A 19,643-nucleotide genomic window follows, 5' to 3' on the forward strand; every position below is an offset into this window, starting at 1 on the left:
TTACTCTTAGAAAGAGTAGCTCGCTGTTAAGCTAAACTTACGACCATCACCTGGTACAAAGTGTCCACCACCTAACTGATCAACGTAATCTTTATCACCTAGGTTTTCACCATTAAACTGCAGACTCAAATCTTTTGATATGTCATACGCAACCATCAGGTCAAAAATAGTATAACCTGGCGCACGAGAGCGTGTTGACGTAGTTCCGTTGTAACGCTCACCTACATATTGCGCACCTAAACCAAACGATAATTTATCCGACATATCGTACGTAGTCCAAACACTCGCGCTATTTTTAGGCGTACGTGCAAGCTCGTTACCAATTTGAGTTACGTCGTCGCCTAATGCTTCAGTTACTTCGCTATCTTGGTAAGTGTATGAAGCAATTACAGTCCACTCTTTAGTAATTAGGCCCGTTGCTGAAAGCTCTAAACCTTGAACGCGCTGCTCACCACCGAGTATTTCGTCACTTGAGCTATCTGCAAATGGGTCATCAGTACGGGCATTGGTTTTTTCAGTACGGAAAAGTGCAGCATTAGTTTGCAGGCGGCCATCCATTAGGCTCCATTTAGTTCCTAATTCATAACTGCGACTTTCTTCTGCGTCTAAATCAGCTGCATTTGAACGCGTAGATACCGTTAGGCTTTCCGCTGATGGATTGAATGAATTACCTGCGCCAAAATATACACTGCCATTTTCTGTAGGTTTATAAACTACAGCTGCATTCCAGCTAAATAAATCGTCACTTGTAGAAATTAAAGCGCTTGGATCATTGTAATCGTTGTGATAATCCGTAGTGAAGCTATCAAAGCGAATTCCACCTGTAACTTCCCATTGCTTGTTAAGCGTCACTGTATCAAATGCATAAATAGCTTGGTTTTTAGCTTTAGCTTCAATGCTTGTACCGTCACGGCCGTACACACCCGTAAATGCAATTGTTGCATCAGGGTTGTATAAGTCGTTACGTATTCCATCTTCAATTAGGTTATCAGGCGTAGTTGCAACAAAGTTATGGCGTGTAAACGTTTCATTTGCAAGTTCAACACCCACTACTACGTCGTGAGTAAAGCCAGCAAATTCATAGTTACCAATTAAATCAACTTGAAGTGCAGCAAGTGAATTTTCTGTATCACGTGTTTTTTCATCCGCAAAGGTAATGTCAGTGTCTGTTGTAACCGAGAAATAACGCGGTGCAGTTGTTACTGATTCACGCTTAACTTTACCTAAACGACCTTGCACACGTAACGTAGTATTTTGAGAAAAATCATACTCATAACGAGCTGTTGTTGAGTAAGCTTCAATATCTTCGTAATCACGGTAAATATTACCGTAAAAGTTATCAAAGTCGACAGGAGAAGGTGAGCGCGCGCTATCTGCAAGTTCAGCTACAGGCGTATCGCTGTAAACCCACGGAATGCCGTAATCTGGTAAATTATCTTGGCGTTGATACTCTAGGTTTAAATCAAAACGGCTGTTTGTACCAAGCCCTGTTGCAAATGCAAACGCAACAGCATTTGTTTCGTTTTCAATATGGTCACGACCTGCAACATCACCTTTATCAGTAAGAAGGTTTATACGTAGTGCGCTTGTGTCGTTTACCTGAATGTTAGTATCAAAACGACCACGGTAATCGTTTTCTGTGCCTAAACGTAGCGAAACGTCGTTAAAGCTGTCTAACTTCGCCTTTTTACTTTCTAAATTAACACTACCACCTGTTGCGCCACGACCAGAAACTGCTGAGCCTGGGCCTTTTGCAACTTCAACGGCTTCAATGTTGTAAATATCACGTGTGTAACCTGCAACATCACGAATACCATCTACAAAAATATCATTTGTTGCACTAAAACCACGAATCGACATGCTATCGCCAGTAGGTGAGCCACCCTCACCTGCAGCTAAAGAAATACCAGACACATTGCGTAAAGCATCACGTAAGCTATCTACGTTTCTATCTTTCATTACCGCTTGGTTAATTACCGTTACAGTTTTAGCTGTATCGAGTAGCGGTTGAGTGTATTTATGAGACGTTGATTTTTCAACAACATAGCTAGACTCAGTTTTAGTTTCTGCTTTAGTTACCGATAGTTCTTGAACATCCTGTGCACTTGCCCAAGTTGAAAGCGTTGCCGTAACAACCGCTGCAATTGGCTTTATGTAGGCATTTCCTTTATTCGATGGCTTACTCATGGTTACTCCGTAGTTTTTATTAAGCACTTAACTATTGTTAATTTAAGGAACATATTTAATTTCGGCGAAATCCTACCACTCAAACAACGCAATGTAAACGATAACTGTTATCAATTGCATTGTTATGTAAATTCCTATATTGTATACACACTCAAAAATTAACAGTAATTACGTCCTTGTAATTGCTTGTAGTAACTTTCAGGATTGTTGTTAAGTAATGCGAAGCTTAATTAAACCAATTAGCGTAGTTATCGCGCTTTGTAGCACTATGGCAGTAAAAGCCGACACTGTTAGTGAGCTAGAACAACTCGTTAATAAATGGCTACAAATAGAAAATCAAAACACAGAATTAAATACTCATTGGCTTGAACAAAAAAGCAGCATGGAGCAAACCTTAACGCTTCTAAATGCTGAGCAGCAGCAACTTAGCGAGCTTAATCAGCGTAGAAAAAAAAACACCAGTGAGCTTGCCCAAAAACGCGAACAGCTTGTTACCAAGCAATCAGAGCTTGAAAATGATCAACAGCAATTAAATGATCAACTAGCGCGTATTTCTCAGCAATTACTTTCATTACAAGTGCAACTCCCCCCGCCACTTTTAAGTAGTTGGAAAAACACCGGTGATTTAAGCGACTCACAGCTCAGTACAACTGACAAATTACAAACAGCGCTAAAAATGCTGACTCTACTTAATGATTTTCAACAACGTATTTCTATTCACGAAATGGCTATTAAGCATCCTGATGGGCAAGAAGTATGGGTAAAGCAGCTTTACTTAGGTGCAGCTCAAGCATGGTTTGTAAGCGAAGATTTAAGTTATGTAGGTATTGGTTTTCCAAGTGACTTAGGTTGGCAGTGGGAATTTGACCCAAGCATTAATGCTGAACAAGTTGCACTGGGTATTGCTGTACAGCAAAAAAAGCGCGCTGCTGATTGGGTAACACTCCCAATATTAAGTTATGTAAATAAAAACCAGCAAGGGGCTAAATAATGGCTACTAACAGCATAATTGCAGTATTTAGCGCCACGGTTTTACTTTTTAGCGCAAACATTTCTTTTGCAGCCAGCAGTGATGATGCTAAACAAAGTATTTTAAGTGATATTAAAACAGCGCAACGCACTCTAAATAAAACTCAAAATAGTATTTCAAAAGAGCAAGCTACTCTTGCAAAGCAAATTTTTACCAAGCAGCAATCGCTCAGTAAATTGCGCGAACAAGCAGCCGTTAATCGCCGCCTAGCTGACGAAAACACATTAAGCCTTGATCAGTTACAAACCCGATTAGACACTTGGCAACAACAACAGCAATATCAATTAAACTTACTTAGCCGTTTTGTGCGCCAAAATACCAGCAATAGTGCTAGCAGTAACGAGTCGACTAATAACCAAAACGAGTTATTAAGCCGCGTTATATCGCAAATTAATAATCAAGAACAGGCACTTTATCCACAGTTTAAAAAACAATCGGTTGTGCTAAGTAATGGCGAATTAAGCCAAGCTAGTACCCTTCAAGTAGGGCCTGTTGCATGGTTTAGTACGCAAACACCTAAACTTATGGGTTTATTAAATTTGGATGATGAATCTAATGCATTAAAGGTAGCGTTAGTACAATCAACAAGTGACGATAACCCACTCGATAATACTTTAAAGCAAAACGGTGTAGGCTCTACATTACTTACTTTTGATCCTAGTTTAACGCACTTAGTGACTAGCCAAGCCCAACAAGAAAGTCCGCTTGAACACTTAGAAAAAGGCGGTTTATGGGCTATCCCTATTATTTTATTTGCCTGCTTTGCACTAACCATTGCGCTATTAAAAGCCGCGCAATTACTGCGTTTAAGTAAAATTAAAATGCACTCTCAAATGCAATTACAGCAATTTTTTAAAGCTGAAAATAGCAATGAATTTGCAGGCATGCAGCAGCAGTTATTTAACTTAACGCTGCAAAGCGAAAAAGGCCAAGTACGAGACGATCAATTATTTAATCAGTTAATCCATGATAAGCATAAACTCGACAACTTTATTGGCGCTATTGCCGTTACGGCTGCAGTAGCACCACTACTTGGCTTGTTAGGTACTGTTAGCGGCATGATTGAAACATTTAAAATGATGACCTTGTTTGGCTCAGGCGACCCAGAAGTTGTATCGGGCGGTATTGCACAAGCACTTATAACAACTGAATTAGGTTTAGTCGTTGCCATACCAGCTCTGGTATTAAATGCACTGTTATCGCGTAAAGCAAAAGCGTATTACAGCCAACTAGAAGGCTTTGCATTACAGCTAAGCCAACTAGAAAAAGGAGAAACCAATGTTTGAAAAAATCGTTAGTAACCCTATTTGCTGGTGTATTCTTTTACTCGCTTTATTTGTATACCAACTGATTTTTCATGACTTACTGCACCTTAAACAATACCAAGCGCAGCGCAAAGGCTACTGGCAAGAGGTTAGCTCTATTTTAACGGCTGCTCTTCCGCTACTTGGTTTATTAGGTACCATTGTTGGTTTGCTTGATACATTTAAAGTAATGGCGCTGGGCCATAACGAGTTAATGAGTGACGCCATTGGTGATGCATTACTAACAACTCAATTGGGCCTTGTGTGCGCTATTCCTGCATGGTTAATGCAAGCTTACTTAGCGTATTCGCAGCGTAATCCTAAATTACATACGTTAAGTAAACAGTTAGGGTAACACTATGCAATCACGATTAAAGCACAAACTAGATCAAGAAGCGGGGCAACATATCGATATGTCGCCACTACTTGATGTGGTATTTATATTGCTAATATTTTTTATTGTTACAACCGTATTTGTACGCGAAAGCGGCGTTGAAGTTGATAAACCACAAGCCGTATCGGCCAGTCGCCTTGAGCAGCAAGTTATATTTTTAGCAATAACCGACTCTCAACAAGTATTTTTTGATGGTAGCCAAATTGGTGTCGCTGGTGTACGTAGTAGTATCGAGCAAATGCTCAAACAGCAACAACGCCCTGTGGTTATTCAAGCTGATAAAACAGTACCTACAGAGTTACTTGTTCAAGTAATTGACGAAGCAAAGCTGGCAGGCGCGGCGCAAGTTAACTTAGCTACGAAGCAATAATATGCACACGATTGACTCGCCTCAAAAAACAAAAAACAATCGCCATCCACTTTTTGCATTTGGCCTTAGCCTCATTGTACTTAGTGCTGCATTACTACTTTTATGGCTTGGACAACTTGCAGAGCATCATATACAAGACAAAGTGGTTGTACGTGAGATTGCCATGGTGGCACTGCCACCTCCTCCTCCGCCATCAATATCGCAACAGCAAACAAGTGAGCCAATGCAAAGCTTAGCGGTAGAAGGTGCAGGCGCGTCTATTCAAGCCGTAAAAATTAAGATCAACAGCAATTTAAGTATTGTAAAACCCGATACACCTAGCGTAAAAGTAAGCGCGCCACAATGGCAATCAATGAGTATAAATTGGGATGCATTTAGCTTAAATCAACTCGATGGTCTCCCCACTTTGCTTACTCCCGTCAAGGCCGTTTTACCAAAAAGCTTAACCCGCCGAGGTGTTGATGTATTTACTGTAAAACTCGATGTATTTATTGATGAAAGTGGCAAGGTAAGTTTAATTGAGGTAGTGCAAAATCCATATCCTGAACTTAAACCAGCTATCGACAAAATTATTAAACAAAGCCGCTTTAGTGCACCTAAAAAAGAAGGTGAAACCGTACGCGCTCGCTTTATTTGGCCAATCGAATTTAAACCTTAAGCCTATTAAAATGAAAAATATGAATATATTTAAAACGCTAAAACCATTAACTTCCGCACTGTTGACGACTGTAATGTGTTCATTACCTTTAGTAAGTGCAAGTAGCGTACATGCAAGCGCTGCTAGTGATGCTAATGCGCCACTAAAAGTAACGTTATCGCCTAGCGATCCAACATGGCAGTTGGCTATAAATAATAAATTACTGGGTCCTACAGAGGTCCTTATTGAGCCGACCGAGCGCGGTTTTGCTCGCCAAGTGCAACCACTGTTACAAGCAGGTAATTACAGTGAAGTCGCTGCGCTATTTAAAGGTCGTGATATAAGCCAAGATAGCACTGCTTTAAACTTGTTACGTGCACAAGTTTTGCTTTCAAAAAAGGACTTTAATAACGCTGAACTGGCTTACTTAGCGTGTTTAAAAGCCTCACCTGATTTAGTAAAAGCACATCAAGGTTTGAGCCTTTTATACATGCAACAAGCAAAGTATCACAAAGCGCAAACACACCTAGTTCACAGTATTGAACTTGGCCAAGCTGATGCACAAAGTTATGCGCAACTTGCTTATATACACGTACAGCACAACCAACCTTGGAGCGCTGTAGCGGCGTACCGCCAAGCACTTATGCTAGCGCCAGAAACAAGCCAATACCAACAAGGGCTATTGTTTGCGTTAATTGAATCGGGTGATTTAAGTCAGGCAAATGCATTACTTAAAGAGTTACTTAATAAAACCCCCGATAAAGCTGAACTTTGGTTGCAACGTGCGCAAATAGCACTACAGCTAGATCAAAAAAAGCAAGCGCTTGCTGCTATTGAAGTGGCCTTAAAACTCAACCCTAAAGATACCAGTAACCAGCTGCTTGCTGCGCAATTACATTTAAGCGAAGGCAGTAGTAAACGTGCAGTTAGCTTATTAAAGCAAGGTTTAAAACACGCCACTAAACAGCAGCAAGCTGACGTTATTAATACCACAATGCAAACTTTAGGCTGGCTTGTATCTCAACAAAAATGGGATTTAGCTAAAGAGCTAATAGGCAGTGCAAAAAGATTAACTAAACAGCTACCCCGTGACGAACAAGCGCAGTTTTCTGTATACAGTGCACAACTTGCTATGCAGCAAGGTAATACTAAACGTGCTCTTAAAAGCTTAAATAACGCACTTAAAATAAACCCGAATTTAGGTGATGCCCTACTTAGTTTAGCGAGTATATATCGCAGTAAAAGCCAACTTACCCAAGCAAAACTTATGTACGTTCGTGCACAAGCCCTACCTGATTACCAACTATCGGCGTGGCTTGGATTATCGCAAATAGCGATTGATTCTAAAGACTACCCGAGCGCGCTAAAGCATCTTAGAAAAGCATTACAAGCTAACCCACAACGCCAGGACTTAATTGCTAATATTCGCGCCCTTGAGAATATAGTGCGTCAAGAAGGGTAAATTTATAAGTTTTACGCGAGCAAGCCAGGCGTTTACCGCCACGGTGTCGCTCTGTGGTTAACTTGTAATCAGGTAGCTGGCTGGCGTGTAAAAACGTAGTTTTTAAAATGGCTTAATAATTAAAAGCTCATGCTTCTCTCATGAGCAAGCTCGTCTGTAATATATATCAAACCAAAGCGTTACCAATTTTGCATTTCGACTATGCGTGATTGCGTGCGCGCATATTCAAAGCTCAACTTTTTACCTTTATACAAATGTTCAATGTCGGTTTGCGCATTTATCACTAGCAATTTATGGCAATCGTAAAACTCATCTACTAAGGCAATAAAGCGCCGTGCTTCGTCGTCAAAAGTATGCTCATCAAGCATTTGTTTTTCGCGTTGGTAGCTATCTTCAATGCCATGCACAATAACTTTACCCGTTGCTTTAGCACCCATTTGCGGCACGTTCGATACATATAACACATCGAATTGCGTTGCTAAAAACATATAGTCGTTAGCACTGCGTGGGCCTGAACATAGCGCCATAAAATCAATCATCAAGGCATTATCGGCTCTTAATAAATAAGGTAAATTGCGCCCATGCACACTAACTGTGTTGCTGCATGTTACAGCCGGATACGAAGCTAAAAACTTACTTTCAAAATCGTGATTTGATAAATTAATAAAATAGTGACGACTGTTTTTACCATATCTAAAACGGTGATCGTCCTCCCCTGCCACGTTAATTATATGGCAATAGTTATTAATTAAATCGATAGTAGGTAAAAATCGCGCCCGTTGCAGGCCGTTGTAATAAAGCTGCTCTGGCTTTGCGTTCGATGTGGCCACCAGCACAACACCTTGTTCAAACAACGCATTAAACAATCTGGCCATAATCATGGCATCGCCAATGTCGCTTACAAAAAACTCGTCAAAACATAGTACTCGAATATTTTTAGCCCACTGTTTTGCAATTAGGATTAGTGGATTTTTTTGACCTTGTAGCTGCGAAAGCTGGGCATGCACTTGTGCTATAAAATGATGAAAATGCAGCCGCTGCTTTTGCTCAATAGGTAGGTTTTTATAAAACAAATTCATTAACATGGATTTACCACGCCCTACGGGTCCGTATAAATAAACACCTTTTATTAAAGTCGCTTTTTGCCACCACGATGTGTGAGCTTGAAGTTGCTCGCTTAGCGTATTTAAAGCTTCCACTGCATTTTGCTGCGCAGCATCAAAACACAGTTCACCTGTGTCTATTTTTGCTTGGTAAAGGCTTAAAATTTGTGTGCTGTGCACTGTCATGGTATTTCACTATCGGCTATAATCGCGCCCATTGTAGCCGACTAAAAATGTGAACCAAAATGAAATTCCCTTGCCGCTTAGATAAATTTATTAGCCACTTAGCTGAAATACCGCGTACCCAAGCTCGCGCGAGTATTAAGCGAAAAGAAGTAAGCGTTAATGGCGAAGTAATCACATCACATAATTTTCAGCTAGCTCAGCAAGATGAAGTACTGTACCAAGGTACACCTTTGGTATTTTTAGGTAAGCGCTATTACATGCTAAATAAACCTGTTGGCTATGTATGTGCTAACAGTGACGAGCTACATAAAACTGTTTTTGACTTACTTGATGAGCCAAATATGAGCGACTTTCATGTGGCAGGTCGCCTTGATATAGATACCACCGGGTTAGTTATTATTACTAATGATGGCGATTGGTCACATAAAATTACGGCACCTAAAAGCAATAAATTTAAAACCTACCTCGTCGAAACCCAAGAGCCTATTACCGATGAAGCCCTTGAGCAATTACGAACAGGCGTCATGCTGCATAACGAAAAAGATTTAACCCGCCCAGCTATAGCAGAGAAGCTTGCTAATTACGGCCTACGTTTATCAATAAGTGAAGGAAAGTATCATCAAGTTAAGCGTATGCTTTACGCTGTAGATAACAAAGTAGTTGAGCTGCATCGCGAGCAGATTGCGGGAATTACTCTAGATGAAAACTTGGCCAGTGGTGAATATCGACTATTAACAGCGCAAGAAATTAAGCTATAAAAGTGCTTTAAAGGAGCCTAAGTTTGGATTATTAGTTAAACCAATATAGCCAAACTTTTACTTGAGCCTTTTAGCTTGCGCTACTAAAATAGCGCCCTTCAAAATTATTAAGGTCGGCCGTGTTAGTTAACTACAATCCCCCTATGAGTCCGTATTTAACAATACTTTTTCAGGATGACGACTTACTGATAGTTAATAAGCCAAGTGAGTTATTAACTGTCCCAGGTAAAGATCCTAAACATGCCGACAGCTTAATTAATCGCGTTAATCGTGTTTTTCCTACCGCAAGAATAGTGCACCGCTTAGATATGGCGACTTCTGGCATACTGTGCCTTGCCATGAATAAAGCCGCGCACAGGCATTTAAGTATGCAGTTTCAAGAGCGCGAAACAGCTAAGCGTTATATTGCACGTGTATACGGGCAACTTGAAGCTGAAACAGGGTCGGTAGATTTACCCCTTATTTGTGATTGGCCTAATCGCCCTAAACAAATGGTTGATCACGACAGAGGTAAACCTTCGCTTACGCATTTTAAAATACTTGAGCGTGAAGACAATGCAACCCGTGTAGAGCTAACGCCTATCACTGGTCGTTCGCATCAGTTACGTGTACATATGCTAAGCCTTGGTCATCCTATTTTAGGTGACAGGCTTTACGCCCATAAAGAGGCACTTGCTGCTGCTCCTCGCTTACAATTACATGCACAAATGCTGCAATTAAAGCACCCCGTAACTGAGCAAGTACTTACTTTTGAAGCCGAATTAGAGTTTTAACAGGTTTAAATTTACTAGCTAATTAGCTCTATCTATTAAACTTTTAGATAACCTTGCCGATACCTAACTAATTGTCATTAGTTAGGTGCGTTATGCTATTTCCACGGTTTTTAAAAGGGGCTTTTTATATACAGCTCAGCTGTGCGTTACTTTTGGCTAACCCTATCAGCGCGGCAGAACATATTAACCCTCCAACTTTTTCAAGTATTGAAAATAGCGACATTGAGCGACTACTTCCAAGCGATGAAATCAAACCAATATTAGCTGGCGAAACAGAATTTTTAAGCCTTTACAGCGAGTATATGAGCAGCGACTTCAGAGGGGTTGTATTACTTATTCCTGATTGGCACTCTACCCCAACAAACAACTCAGGTATGAGTTACTTACGTAAAGAGCTTAATAACTTAGGTTACAGCACCTACGCAATGACAGTGCCCGACATTGATTGGCAAGCTAGTAAAATGGCAAAAACAATGCCAAATGAGGCTGAAGTTGCGCCTAGCAAAACCGAAGAACCTGCATCACCCGACACCACAACAGACGCGCAACCGCAGCCTGAAAAAATAAAAGATGAGCCTCATTACGTTAATGCAATAGAAAAAGTATCTGATGACGTGCTCGATAACTACAAAATAAATCTAATCTCTCGCTTTAATGCGCTGTATCAAACTGCAATCGAAGATTCGAGTAATATAGTTGTTATTGCACAAGGCACTAGCGCTGGTGTGCTGTTAGAACACTATGCAGATTTTCCAGATGAGAGAGTAAATGCGTTTATTAGTTTAAGTAGTTACTTACCAAACACTAAGCGCAATAAAGGTTTAAATCAAACAACATCACTTGTTACACCCGCCTTGCTTGATATTTACTATGCAAATGACAGCACAGACATTTTAATGAGTCTTAAAAACCGTCAGCGCTGGGTTAACCGAAATGCAAAGTTTGACTACCGCCAACGTCAGTTATTTGGCCTGCGCGATCAGCCCGATCAACACGCACGCCTAACAAAAGAAATAGACGGTTTTTTACGCCGACTTTTTTAAATACTCATAAGCAGCTTGAATATCTTGGCTCTTTTTAACAGCTAATTCCATCATGTGTTTTGGTAAACCTTGCGATACTAATTTATCTGGATGATGTTGCGACATAAGTTTACGGTACGCTACTTTTATATCACGCTGCGTTGCATCGCTACTTAAGCCTAATAACGCCAATGCTTGCGCACGGTTCATATTATTATTTGGCGGTACATGGTGGCCAGAACCTTCACGGTAACTACTACTTTGACCTTGGTTTTGTTGCTGCTGATTAAAGCGCTGTTGTTGCTTTCTAAAGTTAAACTCAGCTTGATAACGCTTTAATACAAATGCAAAGTGTGTTTTAGAAATGCCTAGCTGTTTACTTACTTCTGCTAATAGTTGCTTTTCTTGCTCGGCTAGCACGCCATCAGAAAATGCCATCTGAATTTGTATTTCTAAAAATAACTGTATTAAATCATTTCGTTTAGCAAAGCGTTCTTTAAAATCGTGTACTGTTTCTTTAAGTGAAAAGTCACTCTCTTTACCTGATTGAAATGCATGCTGTGCTTCACGGCGTTCTTCGCCTTTTAAGCCCATTTCATCCATAAACAAGTTAGCCGCTTTTATATGTACTTCGCTAACTCGACCATTCGATTTAGCAATGTGCCCCATGACAGCAAAGCAGCTTGAAAAGAATAAAGCTTGGCGCTCGTGAACATCGTCACCACTAAATAAACTAGAAAAGCCGCCTGCTTTATCAAAGTTATTTTTTAAGCTTTTATCAAATAAATGACCTAGGTATAAACCTAAAATGGCACCAAATATTTTGCCAAACATAAAGCCAAAACAAAAACCGAGAATTTTTCCCCACATCTATAATACTGCCTTCTTAAAAATTGAGTTATTACGCCTCAAGGCGCTTGTTTAATTGGTTTAAACGCTCTGGTGTACCAATATCATCCCACTGCCCTATATAGAGCTCAGTTGAGACTAAATGTTCATTTAGCTTTTCACGTAAAATAGGCCCTAAAGGGCGAATACCTTGCGTTAATCCTTTAAAAAAATCAGCCTGATACCGGCCAATCCCCGAAAAGGTATATTTTTGACTCTCGGCCGATAAATGACTCAATGCAAAGTCGCCATCTAGATTGTGTGGCGGGTTTTCTATCAGCACTATATGCGCCTCACCGGGTTGTAAATGAAGTTGCATTAGCGCACTTACATCATAGTCGGTGTATACATCGCCATTTACTACAATGAACGAGTCACCCAACAGCGGTAACGCTTCAATTATACCGCCAGCCGTTTCAAGGCCACCTTCAACTTCTTGGCTATAAAGTATGTTTACGCCAAATTGGCTGCCATCGTTAAAGTAGTCTTTTATTTTATCACCTTGCCACGCAAGGTTTATTACAATATCGGTAATTCCGGCAGCTTTGAGGTTATTTATATGGTGCTCAATAAGTGGTTTTTCTGCCACTTTTAACATTGGCTTTGGCATATTTTGCGTTAGCGGCATCATACGTTGTCCGCGCCCTGCAGCTAAAATCATCGCTTTCATGAGCGCTCCTTTGCTAACTTTTCAGTCACTTTTGGCACTATGGTATTTTTAGTCCACTCACTTAATGCTTTAAGCTCTGGATAGTTTGCCGCTACTTCAATAATATAATCAAGCGTCGGTAAAATATTGTCTAAATAACCTGTTTTATCATCACGTAAATATAATCGACAAAATATTCCTGCCGCTTTTAAATGGCGCTGTAAGCCTGTTAAATCAAACCAATATTTAAATTCATCAAATGAAGTGTTAACCATTAAGTTTTGAGCTGTAAATTCTTGATAAGCAAAATCAAGCAAGCTTGTTAACTCTTTTTGAGGCAGTTTAAAGTAGCAATCGCGTAGTAGCGATACTAAATCGTAGCAAAGCGGCCCGCGTACAGCATCTTGATAATCGATAATTGCCCACTGGCCGTTACTATTCATAATATTACGGCTATGGTAATCGCGATGAACGGTAACAGTGGGTTGCTCAAGCATGGCCTTTATTAATAGCGCTGAACTTGTTTGCCACATTACGTTTTGCTCTGCGCTGAGTGACTCATTAATAAAATCATTCACTAACCACTGGTTAAATATATCAAGTTCTAGCTTTATAAAGTCTTCGTTATACGCTTGCATAGCAAAAGCTGGCGGCGTTTTTGCCCACTGAGCACTTAAACTAATTAATGCTTGATAGTGCTCGGTGCGGTTTGCATCATCGAGCATGTCGGCTAGGTGTGTACAGCCTAAATCGCTGAGAATAAAAAACCCTTGTTTTTCATCACTTGCAATAATAGTAGGAAGTAAAAAACCTTGTTCAGTAAATACCTTATTTAGCGAAATATAAGGGTCGTTATTCACTTTTTTTGGATCTGAGTCCATCACTATTAAATGCTTATTATCGTGATTTAAACGGTAATAACGGCGAAAACTCGCATCACCCGTGATCGCGTTTAAAGTATGCGACTTAGCATTAAGGTGTGAGTTTATAAATTGTTGTAAATTCTCAAAGCGTGTCATTTTATAAGATATCTATTTTTCACTAAGTTAATTAGGTCAATTACTGTAATTGCCATTATTTTCCTTTATTATGTGTATATTATATTAAACACACAGTATTAAGGTCGATAAATGAGCAAAACCTGGGGCATATTGATGCTAAGCGTAGTTAGCGCACCATCGCTTGCCGAAACTGAACTGGCACACAACCTTTGTGGCATTTCAATGCAAACCAGAGCTTGGCAACCACTTGAAGGCCTTAACCTTGGTGAAGTTGATATTCAAGCTGATGATGTTGAGCTACTTGGCACTCAAAGCGCTGAATTTACCGGCAATGTTGATATTAACACCCTTAAGATGAGTTTGTCCGCACAAACTGCGTTGATAGACAAACAGCGCGGTTTATTAAATGCAACGGGGCCAATTACTTATCAAGATTACGTAAGTAAAGTAAACAGCACCGGATTAAATGCCGATTTAAATAATTCAGAAGTCAGTTTGTTAGGCGCCGACTACAGCCTAACCGAACAACAAGGTAAAGGCGGCGCTGAAAAGCTCACTGTTAATCAGTCTGGCCTATTACTCATGAATGCAAGCTTTACTACTTGCCCAAGTGACACCCCAGTATGGGAAATTGAAGCTGACGAAATAAACCTTTCACGCGAAGAAGGCTGGGGCGAAACATATAACGCCGTATTACGCATTCTCGATACACCGGTTTTATATCTACCTTATTTTACATTTCCGCTGGATGAGCGCCGTAAATCGGGGTTACTTACCCCGACTATTTCAAGCTCTGATAAATACGGTCTTGAAACAATTACGCCGTACTATTTAAATATTGCACCTAATTTTGATGCCACTATTACGCCTCGTTATATGTCTAACAAAGGGCTGCAATTACAAACCGAATTTAGATACCTAACAGAGCAACATGAAGGCTTAGTAGGGATTGAATATTTAGATAGTGATGATTCAGAGCCAGACTTAAATGAACGCTACATGTTTCATTGGCAACAGCAAAGCTATCTGGGTGAAAACTGGCGTGCAAACGTTGATGTAACCAATGTAAGCGATGATAACTACATCACCGATTTAAGCTCAAATTACGCCAGTAAAACCGATACTCAGTTATATCGTACTGGCTCACTTACTCATTTGGGTGAAACATGGCGCACCGATATTAAAGTACAAAACTTTGAAGTACTGGGCGATCACTTAGAGTCATACACTGCTATACCGCAAGTTAATTTTACGCAAACTGCCCCTTGGCGTTTTGATAATTTTGATTTTAGTGTGTCTGGGGAGATTAGCCATTTTACTAATGATTCATCAGAAGTGGCCATAGACAACGCAACTCGTGTACACGTAGAGCCAAAAGCCCGCTACAACTACGCAACGCATGCGTGGTCATTTTTATCTGAAGTGAGCTTGTTACAAACTAATTATAAGCAAAGCGGAAACTTAACAGGCACGCAATACAGCGATACCGTATCGCGTACTATTCCTAAAGTACGTTTGTATTCTCAGCTTAATTTTGAGCGTGACGCATCTTACTTTTTTGAAGATGCTATACAAACACTAGAGCCGCAAATTCAATATTTATATACACCTAATAAAGACCAGTCAGACATTGGCTTGTTTGATACAACCAAGCTACAAGACGATTATTATGGTTTATTTAGAGACGTGCGCTTTTCAGGTGTTGACCGCATAGCAGCAGCGAATCAGTTTACTTTAGGTGCTACAACGCGCCTATTTGATAAAAAACAAGAAGAAGTATTTAATTTTAGTGCCGGCCAAATATTTTATTTAAGTGATGACGCCAAGCCAACAGAGCAAGGCTTGAACTCAGACACTAATTATAATGCACTATTTGCAGCTCAAACCATGTTACATTGGCACCGCCGTTGGTACCTCGCTGGAGGTATTCAATACGATACAGATGGCAAGCAAATGGTACAGTCAAATGTAACACTTGATTATAAAGGTGATAATAATCAGCTAGTACAATTGAACCATCGCTATGCAAATGATGTCTCAGGAAATACAATCGAGCAAGCAGGTGTATTTACAAGTATTCCTATTAGCGACGAATGGCAATTTATTGCAAGCTATCATCGAGATCTTGAAAACAACAGAAGTATCGAAGTATTGAGCGGATTACAGTATGAATCATGCTGTTGGGCTATCCAAATTACTGGGCACCGCCAAATTGAAACAGATTTAAATCAATCAATAGGCCAAGAACAAGCAACTTTTGATTCAGGTATTAGTTTGAATTTTGTATTAAAAGGACTTGGCAGTAAAAGCCGTTATGATGCACAAAAATTATTACAACAAGGTATTTTTGGCTATCGTAGACCGTATTTTCTTAGTAACTAGAGTACTATCAGCAAGAGTAGTAAAAAGAATATGAATTTAAAAAAATTATTAACATCAGCAGTTTTAAGTGCCAGCCTTTGTCAAAGTGCAATGGCCGCACCAGTAGAAATAGATAAAGTTATTGGCGTTGTAAACCAAGGCGTAATTTTAAAAAGCGAAGTAGACACCATTATTAATCGTGTTAAAAAGCAAGCCGAAGAACAAAACCAGCAATTACCAAAAGATGAAACTCTTCGTGTACAAGCTGTTGAGCGTTTAGTAAATCAAGCCCTTATGATACAAATGGCTGAACGTATGGGGTTACAAATCTCAGACAGCCAACTCGATCAAACTCTTGCAAGCATGGCACAAGAGCAAGGCGGTACAATTGCCGATTTACGCCGTACTATTGAAGGTTCGGGCGAAAGCTTTCAAGCTTACCGTGAAGAAATTCGTAAAGAAATTACAACGCAGCAAGTAACACGTGCAAGTGTCGATCGCCGTATTTATATTAGCGAACAAGAGGTTGATAACCTTTTAAAAATTATGGAAACCCAAGGTCAAAGTGCTGAAGAGTACGACATTGGTCATATTTTAATAGATATCCCTAACGATGCGAACGCTGACGAAATTGCTGGCGCAAAAACACGCGCAGATAAAGTTATTGAGCTATTAAACGATGGCCAAGAATTTAAGCGTATTGCTATTTCATCATCAAGCGGCTCTAAAGCACTTGAAGGCGGACAGCTTGGTTACATGGGCATTAACGAAATGCCATCACTTTTTGCTGAAGCAGTAAAAGGCCAAAAGAAAGGCGCTATTGTTGGCCCTCTTCGCTCTGGTGCTGGTTTTCATATCATTAAAGTACAAGATGTTCGTGGTCTACAAGTTGTAGAAACAACAGAAGTGCGCTCACGCCATATACTAATTAAACCTTCAATTATTTTAAGTGAAGAAAAAGCACGCTCAATGCTTGCTGGCTTTGCAAAAGACTTACGCGCAGGAACTGCCGACTTTGGAAAGTTAGCTAAAGAGTACTCAGAAGATCCTGGCTCTGCACTTAAAGGTGGCGAGTACGATTGGACAGATCCAACTACCTACGTACCTGCGTTTAAAGATACATTGCTTTCTCTTAAGCAAGACGAAATAAGCGAACCGTTTAGAACACAGTTTGGTTGGCACATTGTGCAGTTACTTGGTAAACGTGTAGCTGATAAAACTGAGCTAGCCAAACGTAACCGTGCTCACGGTATGTTGTTTAACCGTAAATTTAAGGAAGAAAGTTTTAACTGGCAGCAAGAAATGCGCGAGCAAGCTCACGTTGAAATTTTCACAGCAGACCAATAGATATGACCCTAAGAATTGCTATTACACCGGGTGAACCCGCCGGTATTGGCCCAGATTTGCTACTCACGCTTGCTCAGCAAGCGTGGGATGTTCAGCTTATAGCGATTGCCGATGGCAAACTATTAAAAGAGCGTGCAAAACATTTAGGCTTAACAATAAACTTAATTAAATTTGATGATAATGCCCCCGCCATCGCAGCACCTGCTGGCAGCTTGTATATTCATCAGGTTGATTTAGGGGTTGATGTAGAACTTGGCGTACTAAACGACGGTAACGGACAATACGTGTTAGATACCTTGCGTATAGCAAGCGAAAAAAACATGGATGGCACCTTCGATGCAGTTGTTACAGGCCCGGTTCACAAAGGCATAATTAACAAAGCAGGTATTTCGTTTAGTGGGCACACTGAGTATTTTGCGCAGCAATCAAATACTGCTGATGTAGTTATGATGCTTGCAACAGAGGGCTTACGCGTTGCACTTGTAACCACTCATATTCCACTGGCATATGTATCGCGTGCCATTACACCTGAGCGTTTAACTAAAGTAGCGGGTATTTTAAATCACGACTTACAAACTAAGTTTGGTATAGAAAAACCACGTATTTTAGTGTGTGGCTTAAATCCGCATGCCGGTGAAGATGGCCATTTAGGTCGAGAAGAAATAGAAACAATCACACCAACGCTTGAGATACTTAGAAGCGAAGGTATGAATTTAATTGGCCCACTACCGGCCGATACCTTATTTCAAGATAAATACCTATCTGAAGCAGATGCAGTGCTTGCTATGTATCACGATCAGGGATTACCTGTGCTAAAATACAAAGGATTTGGTAAATCGGTAAATATTACCCTTGGCTTACCATTTATCCGCACATCAGTTGACCACGGTACTGCACTCGATTTAGCAGGGACTGGTACAGCTGACGTTGGCAGTTTTGAATTAGCGATCCGCGAAGCAATTAAGCTCGCCCAAGAAAAAGCACAAAATCAATGACCGATAAAGTACATTTAGGACACCGCGCTCGTAAGCGTTTTGGGCAAAACTTTTTATTTGATGAATCTATTATCGATAAAATAGTCTCTGCGATCGATCCTAAACCAGAAGACAACCTAGTAGAAATTGGCCCCGGCCTTGGCGCAATTACTGAGCCAGTAGCCGAATTAAGCGGCCATTTAACGGTTGTTGAATTAGATAAAGATTTAGCGCAACGATTAATTGAACACCCATTTTTGGGTCCTAAATTAACCGTTAACCAAGGCGATGCAATGACGTTTGACTTTGCAAGCTTGGTTCGCGATGACAAAAAATTAAAAGTGTTTGGTAATCTACCTTACAACATTTCGACACCGTTATTGTTTCATCTTTTTGAATTTTCAGATCATATTGAGCACATGCACTTTATGCTTCAAAAAGAAGTAGTAAAACGCATGGTAGCAGGCCCAGGTAGTAAAACATTTGGCCGCTTAAGCGTAATGACTCAATACTACTGTAATGCAATGCCGGTTGTTGAAGTACCACCTGAGTGCTTTAAACCAGCGCCAAAAGTTGACTCTGCGGTTATACGTTTAATACCTAAAAAGCCAGAGCAACGTACAGCAAAAAGCGTTAAAATATTAAACACAGTGTGTTTAGAAGCCTTTAATCAACGCCGTAAAACACTGCGTAACAGTTTAGGTAATTTACTAACTGCAGAAGAGCTTACTAGCATTGGCATTGATATAACGCTGCGTGCTGAGCGCTTATCTTTACAACAATTTATTGATATAGCTAACTGGATTTATGACAACAAGCAGTAATATTGGATCGCCTGTAAAGGTGTCTGTAGAAACATTTTACGTAGAAGGCCAATCTCAACCTGAGCTTGAAAAATACGTATTTGCTTACTCAGTAACGATTAAAAACCATAGTTTATGTAGTGCAAAATTACTGAGCCGCTATTGGTTAATTACCGATGCAAATGGCAAAGAAGTAGTAGTAGAAGGTGAAGGCGTTGTTGGCGAAATGCCAGACATTGGCCCAGGCGAAAGCTATAAATACACCAGCGGTGCAATTTTAGATACACCTGTAGGCACTATGCAAGGCCATTACACGTTACGCAACGAATTTGGCTCTGAGTTTCAGGCGCCTATTAATGTGTTTCGTTTGGCTTGCCCTAACATTTTGCATTAA

19 protein-coding genes are annotated in these 19,643 nt (G+C 40.2%); 14 read left to right on the forward strand and 5 right to left on the reverse strand.

Features of this window, described 5'->3' with window-relative positions:
- Nucleotides 1-6: 6 nt before the first annotated feature.
- Complete coding sequence (locus tag I6F54_RS06245) at nt 7-2,187, reverse strand: TonB-dependent receptor (RefSeq protein WP_197140358.1); 2,181 nt, start codon at nt 2,185-2,187, stop codon at nt 7-9.
- 217 nt (nt 2,188-2,404) lie between these two features.
- Between I6F54_RS06245 and I6F54_RS06250 the strand changes: the two genes are divergently transcribed.
- The 6 genes from I6F54_RS06250 to I6F54_RS06275 are packed head-to-tail and all read left to right on the forward strand — an operon-like array spanning nt 2,405 to nt 7,384.
- Entirely contained in the window at nt 2,405-3,178 is a 774-nt protein-coding gene (locus tag I6F54_RS06250) for a DUF3450 family protein (protein WP_197140360.1), read from the forward strand.
- On the forward strand, nt 3,178-4,503 hold the full coding sequence (locus tag I6F54_RS06255; protein ID WP_165729237.1) for a MotA/TolQ/ExbB proton channel family protein: 1,326 nt from the start codon (nt 3,178-3,180) through the stop codon (nt 4,501-4,503). Before I6F54_RS06250 ends, I6F54_RS06255 begins: the two co-directional genes overlap by 1 nt.
- On the forward strand, nt 4,496-4,876 hold the full coding sequence (locus tag I6F54_RS06260; protein ID WP_002960812.1) for a MotA/TolQ/ExbB proton channel family protein: 381 nt from the start codon (nt 4,496-4,498) through the stop codon (nt 4,874-4,876). The genes I6F54_RS06255 and I6F54_RS06260 overlap by 8 nt, the downstream gene beginning before the upstream one ends.
- A 4-nt stretch (nt 4,877-4,880) precedes the next feature.
- Nucleotides 4,881-5,285: an ExbD/TolR family protein gene (locus tag I6F54_RS06265; protein ID WP_197118533.1), complete on the forward strand. Its 405-nt coding sequence runs from the start codon at nt 4,881-4,883 to the stop codon at nt 5,283-5,285.
- A gap of 1 nt (nt 5,286) precedes the next feature.
- Nucleotides 5,287-5,943, forward strand: a complete 657-nt coding sequence (locus I6F54_RS06270) for an energy transducer TonB (protein ID WP_197140362.1) — start codon at nt 5,287-5,289, stop codon at nt 5,941-5,943.
- A gap of 19 nt (nt 5,944-5,962) precedes the next feature.
- Nucleotides 5,963-7,384, forward strand: a complete 1,422-nt coding sequence (locus I6F54_RS06275) for a tetratricopeptide repeat protein (protein WP_197140364.1) — start codon at nt 5,963-5,965, stop codon at nt 7,382-7,384.
- A gap of 179 nt (nt 7,385-7,563) precedes the next feature.
- On the opposite strand, the gene zapE is transcribed toward I6F54_RS06275, so the two are convergent.
- Entirely contained in the window at nt 7,564-8,673 is a 1,110-nt protein-coding gene (gene zapE, locus I6F54_RS06280; RefSeq protein WP_197140366.1) for a cell division protein ZapE, read from the reverse strand.
- 59 nt (nt 8,674-8,732) lie between these two features.
- Here zapE and rsuA point away from each other — a divergent pair, with 59 nt between their 5' ends.
- The 3 genes from rsuA to I6F54_RS06295 all read left to right on the forward strand — a co-directional run bounded on the left by rsuA (nt 8,733) and on the right by I6F54_RS06295 (nt 11,247).
- Nucleotides 8,733-9,431, forward strand: coding sequence for a 16S rRNA pseudouridine(516) synthase RsuA (gene rsuA, locus I6F54_RS06285; RefSeq protein ID WP_197140368.1), 699 nt, complete (start codon nt 8,733-8,735; stop codon nt 9,429-9,431).
- Between the two features lie 119 nt (nt 9,432-9,550).
- Nucleotides 9,551-10,204, forward strand: a complete 654-nt coding sequence (rluA, locus tag I6F54_RS06290) for a bifunctional tRNA pseudouridine(32) synthase/23S rRNA pseudouridine(746) synthase RluA (RefSeq protein ID WP_197140370.1) — start codon at nt 9,551-9,553, stop codon at nt 10,202-10,204.
- Nucleotides 10,205-10,296: 92 nt separating this feature from the next.
- Nucleotides 10,297-11,247: a DUF3530 family protein gene (locus I6F54_RS06295; protein ID WP_197140372.1), complete on the forward strand. Its 951-nt coding sequence runs from the start codon at nt 10,297-10,299 to the stop codon at nt 11,245-11,247.
- On the opposite strand, the gene djlA is transcribed toward I6F54_RS06295, so the two are convergent.
- From djlA to I6F54_RS06310, 3 genes are read right to left on the reverse strand one after another with little or no spacing between them, the layout of a single operon-like run.
- Nucleotides 11,230-12,096 carry a co-chaperone DjlA gene (djlA, locus tag I6F54_RS06300; protein ID WP_007585079.1) on the reverse strand — a complete coding sequence of 289 codons (867 nt, stop codon included), beginning with the start codon at nt 12,094-12,096 and terminating at the stop codon, nt 11,230-11,232. The two genes, I6F54_RS06295 and djlA, sit on opposite strands and share 18 nt — an antisense overlap.
- Nucleotides 12,097-12,127: 31 nt before the next feature.
- A complete protein-coding gene (murU, locus tag I6F54_RS06305) occupies nt 12,128-12,784 on the reverse strand; it encodes an N-acetylmuramate alpha-1-phosphate uridylyltransferase MurU (RefSeq protein WP_197140374.1) in 657 nt (218 codons plus the stop codon).
- Nucleotides 12,781-13,782, reverse strand: a complete 1,002-nt coding sequence (locus I6F54_RS06310; RefSeq protein WP_197120187.1) for an aminoglycoside phosphotransferase family protein — start codon at nt 13,780-13,782, stop codon at nt 12,781-12,783. The genes murU and I6F54_RS06310 overlap by 4 nt, the downstream gene beginning before the upstream one ends.
- A 111-nt stretch (nt 13,783-13,893) precedes the next feature.
- Between I6F54_RS06310 and lptD the strand changes: the two genes are divergently transcribed.
- Genes lptD through apaG form a run of 5 tightly spaced genes read left to right on the forward strand, consistent with a single transcriptional unit; the run spans nt 13,894 to nt 19,643 of the window.
- Nucleotides 13,894-16,146, forward strand: a complete 2,253-nt coding sequence (gene lptD, locus I6F54_RS06315; protein WP_007585085.1) for an LPS assembly protein LptD — start codon at nt 13,894-13,896, stop codon at nt 16,144-16,146.
- A gap of 30 nt (nt 16,147-16,176) precedes the next feature.
- Nucleotides 16,177-17,472 carry a peptidylprolyl isomerase SurA gene (gene surA, locus I6F54_RS06320; RefSeq protein WP_007585086.1) on the forward strand — a complete coding sequence of 432 codons (1,296 nt, stop codon included), beginning with the start codon at nt 16,177-16,179 and terminating at the stop codon, nt 17,470-17,472.
- Nucleotides 17,473-17,474: 2 nt separating this feature from the next.
- Complete coding sequence (pdxA, locus tag I6F54_RS06325) at nt 17,475-18,467, forward strand: 4-hydroxythreonine-4-phosphate dehydrogenase PdxA (RefSeq protein WP_007585088.1); 993 nt, start codon at nt 17,475-17,477, stop codon at nt 18,465-18,467.
- Nucleotides 18,464-19,270, forward strand: a complete 807-nt coding sequence (gene rsmA / locus I6F54_RS06330) for a 16S rRNA (adenine(1518)-N(6)/adenine(1519)-N(6))-dimethyltransferase RsmA (protein ID WP_007585090.1) — start codon at nt 18,464-18,466, stop codon at nt 19,268-19,270. The genes pdxA and rsmA overlap by 4 nt, the downstream gene beginning before the upstream one ends.
- A complete protein-coding gene (gene apaG, locus I6F54_RS06335; RefSeq protein ID WP_007585091.1) occupies nt 19,254-19,643 on the forward strand; it encodes a Co2+/Mg2+ efflux protein ApaG in 390 nt (129 codons plus the stop codon). The genes rsmA and apaG overlap by 17 nt, the downstream gene beginning before the upstream one ends.

Origin of the sequence: Pseudoalteromonas sp. SWXJZ10B (assembly GCF_015864475.1) — a bacterium.
In the GTDB taxonomy this organism is placed as follows: domain Bacteria; phylum Pseudomonadota; class Gammaproteobacteria; order Enterobacterales; family Alteromonadaceae; genus Pseudoalteromonas; species Pseudoalteromonas arctica.

What these genes read in the sequence shown, in the direction of transcription:
- lptD (WP_007585085.1), top strand. Translation starts at nt 13,894, where the DNA reads ATGAGCAAAACCTGGGGCATATTGATGCTAAGCGTAGTTAGCGCACCA.
- I6F54_RS06255 (WP_165729237.1), top strand. Translation starts at nt 3,178, where the DNA reads ATGGCTACTAACAGCATAATTGCAGTATTTAGCGCCACGGTTTTACTT.
- murU (WP_197140374.1), bottom strand. Translation starts at nt 12,784, where the DNA reads ATGAAAGCGATGATTTTAGCTGCAGGGCGCGGACAACGTATGATGCCG.
- I6F54_RS06260 (WP_002960812.1), top strand. Translation starts at nt 4,496, where the DNA reads ATGTTTGAAAAAATCGTTAGTAACCCTATTTGCTGGTGTATTCTTTTA.
- rsuA (WP_197140368.1), top strand. Translation starts at nt 8,733, where the DNA reads ATGAAATTCCCTTGCCGCTTAGATAAATTTATTAGCCACTTAGCTGAA.
- I6F54_RS06245 (WP_197140358.1), bottom strand. Translation starts at nt 2,187, where the DNA reads ATGAGTAAGCCATCGAATAAAGGAAATGCCTACATAAAGCCAATTGCA.
- I6F54_RS06295 (WP_197140372.1), top strand. Translation starts at nt 10,297, where the DNA reads ATGCTATTTCCACGGTTTTTAAAAGGGGCTTTTTATATACAGCTCAGC.
- pdxA (WP_007585088.1), top strand. Translation starts at nt 17,475, where the DNA reads ATGACCCTAAGAATTGCTATTACACCGGGTGAACCCGCCGGTATTGGC.
- I6F54_RS06265 (WP_197118533.1), top strand. Translation starts at nt 4,881, where the DNA reads ATGCAATCACGATTAAAGCACAAACTAGATCAAGAAGCGGGGCAACAT.
- I6F54_RS06275 (WP_197140364.1), top strand. Translation starts at nt 5,963, where the DNA reads ATGAATATATTTAAAACGCTAAAACCATTAACTTCCGCACTGTTGACG.
- rsmA (WP_007585090.1), top strand. Translation starts at nt 18,464, where the DNA reads ATGACCGATAAAGTACATTTAGGACACCGCGCTCGTAAGCGTTTTGGG.
- apaG (WP_007585091.1), top strand. Translation starts at nt 19,254, where the DNA reads ATGACAACAAGCAGTAATATTGGATCGCCTGTAAAGGTGTCTGTAGAA.
- zapE (WP_197140366.1), bottom strand. Translation starts at nt 8,673, where the DNA reads ATGACAGTGCACAGCACACAAATTTTAAGCCTTTACCAAGCAAAAATA.
- I6F54_RS06310 (WP_197120187.1), bottom strand. Translation starts at nt 13,782, where the DNA reads ATGACACGCTTTGAGAATTTACAACAATTTATAAACTCACACCTTAAT.
- I6F54_RS06250 (WP_197140360.1), top strand. Translation starts at nt 2,405, where the DNA reads ATGCGAAGCTTAATTAAACCAATTAGCGTAGTTATCGCGCTTTGTAGC.
- surA (WP_007585086.1), top strand. Translation starts at nt 16,177, where the DNA reads ATGAATTTAAAAAAATTATTAACATCAGCAGTTTTAAGTGCCAGCCTT.
- I6F54_RS06270 (WP_197140362.1), top strand. Translation starts at nt 5,287, where the DNA reads ATGCACACGATTGACTCGCCTCAAAAAACAAAAAACAATCGCCATCCA.
- djlA (WP_007585079.1), bottom strand. Translation starts at nt 12,096, where the DNA reads ATGTGGGGAAAAATTCTCGGTTTTTGTTTTGGCTTTATGTTTGGCAAA.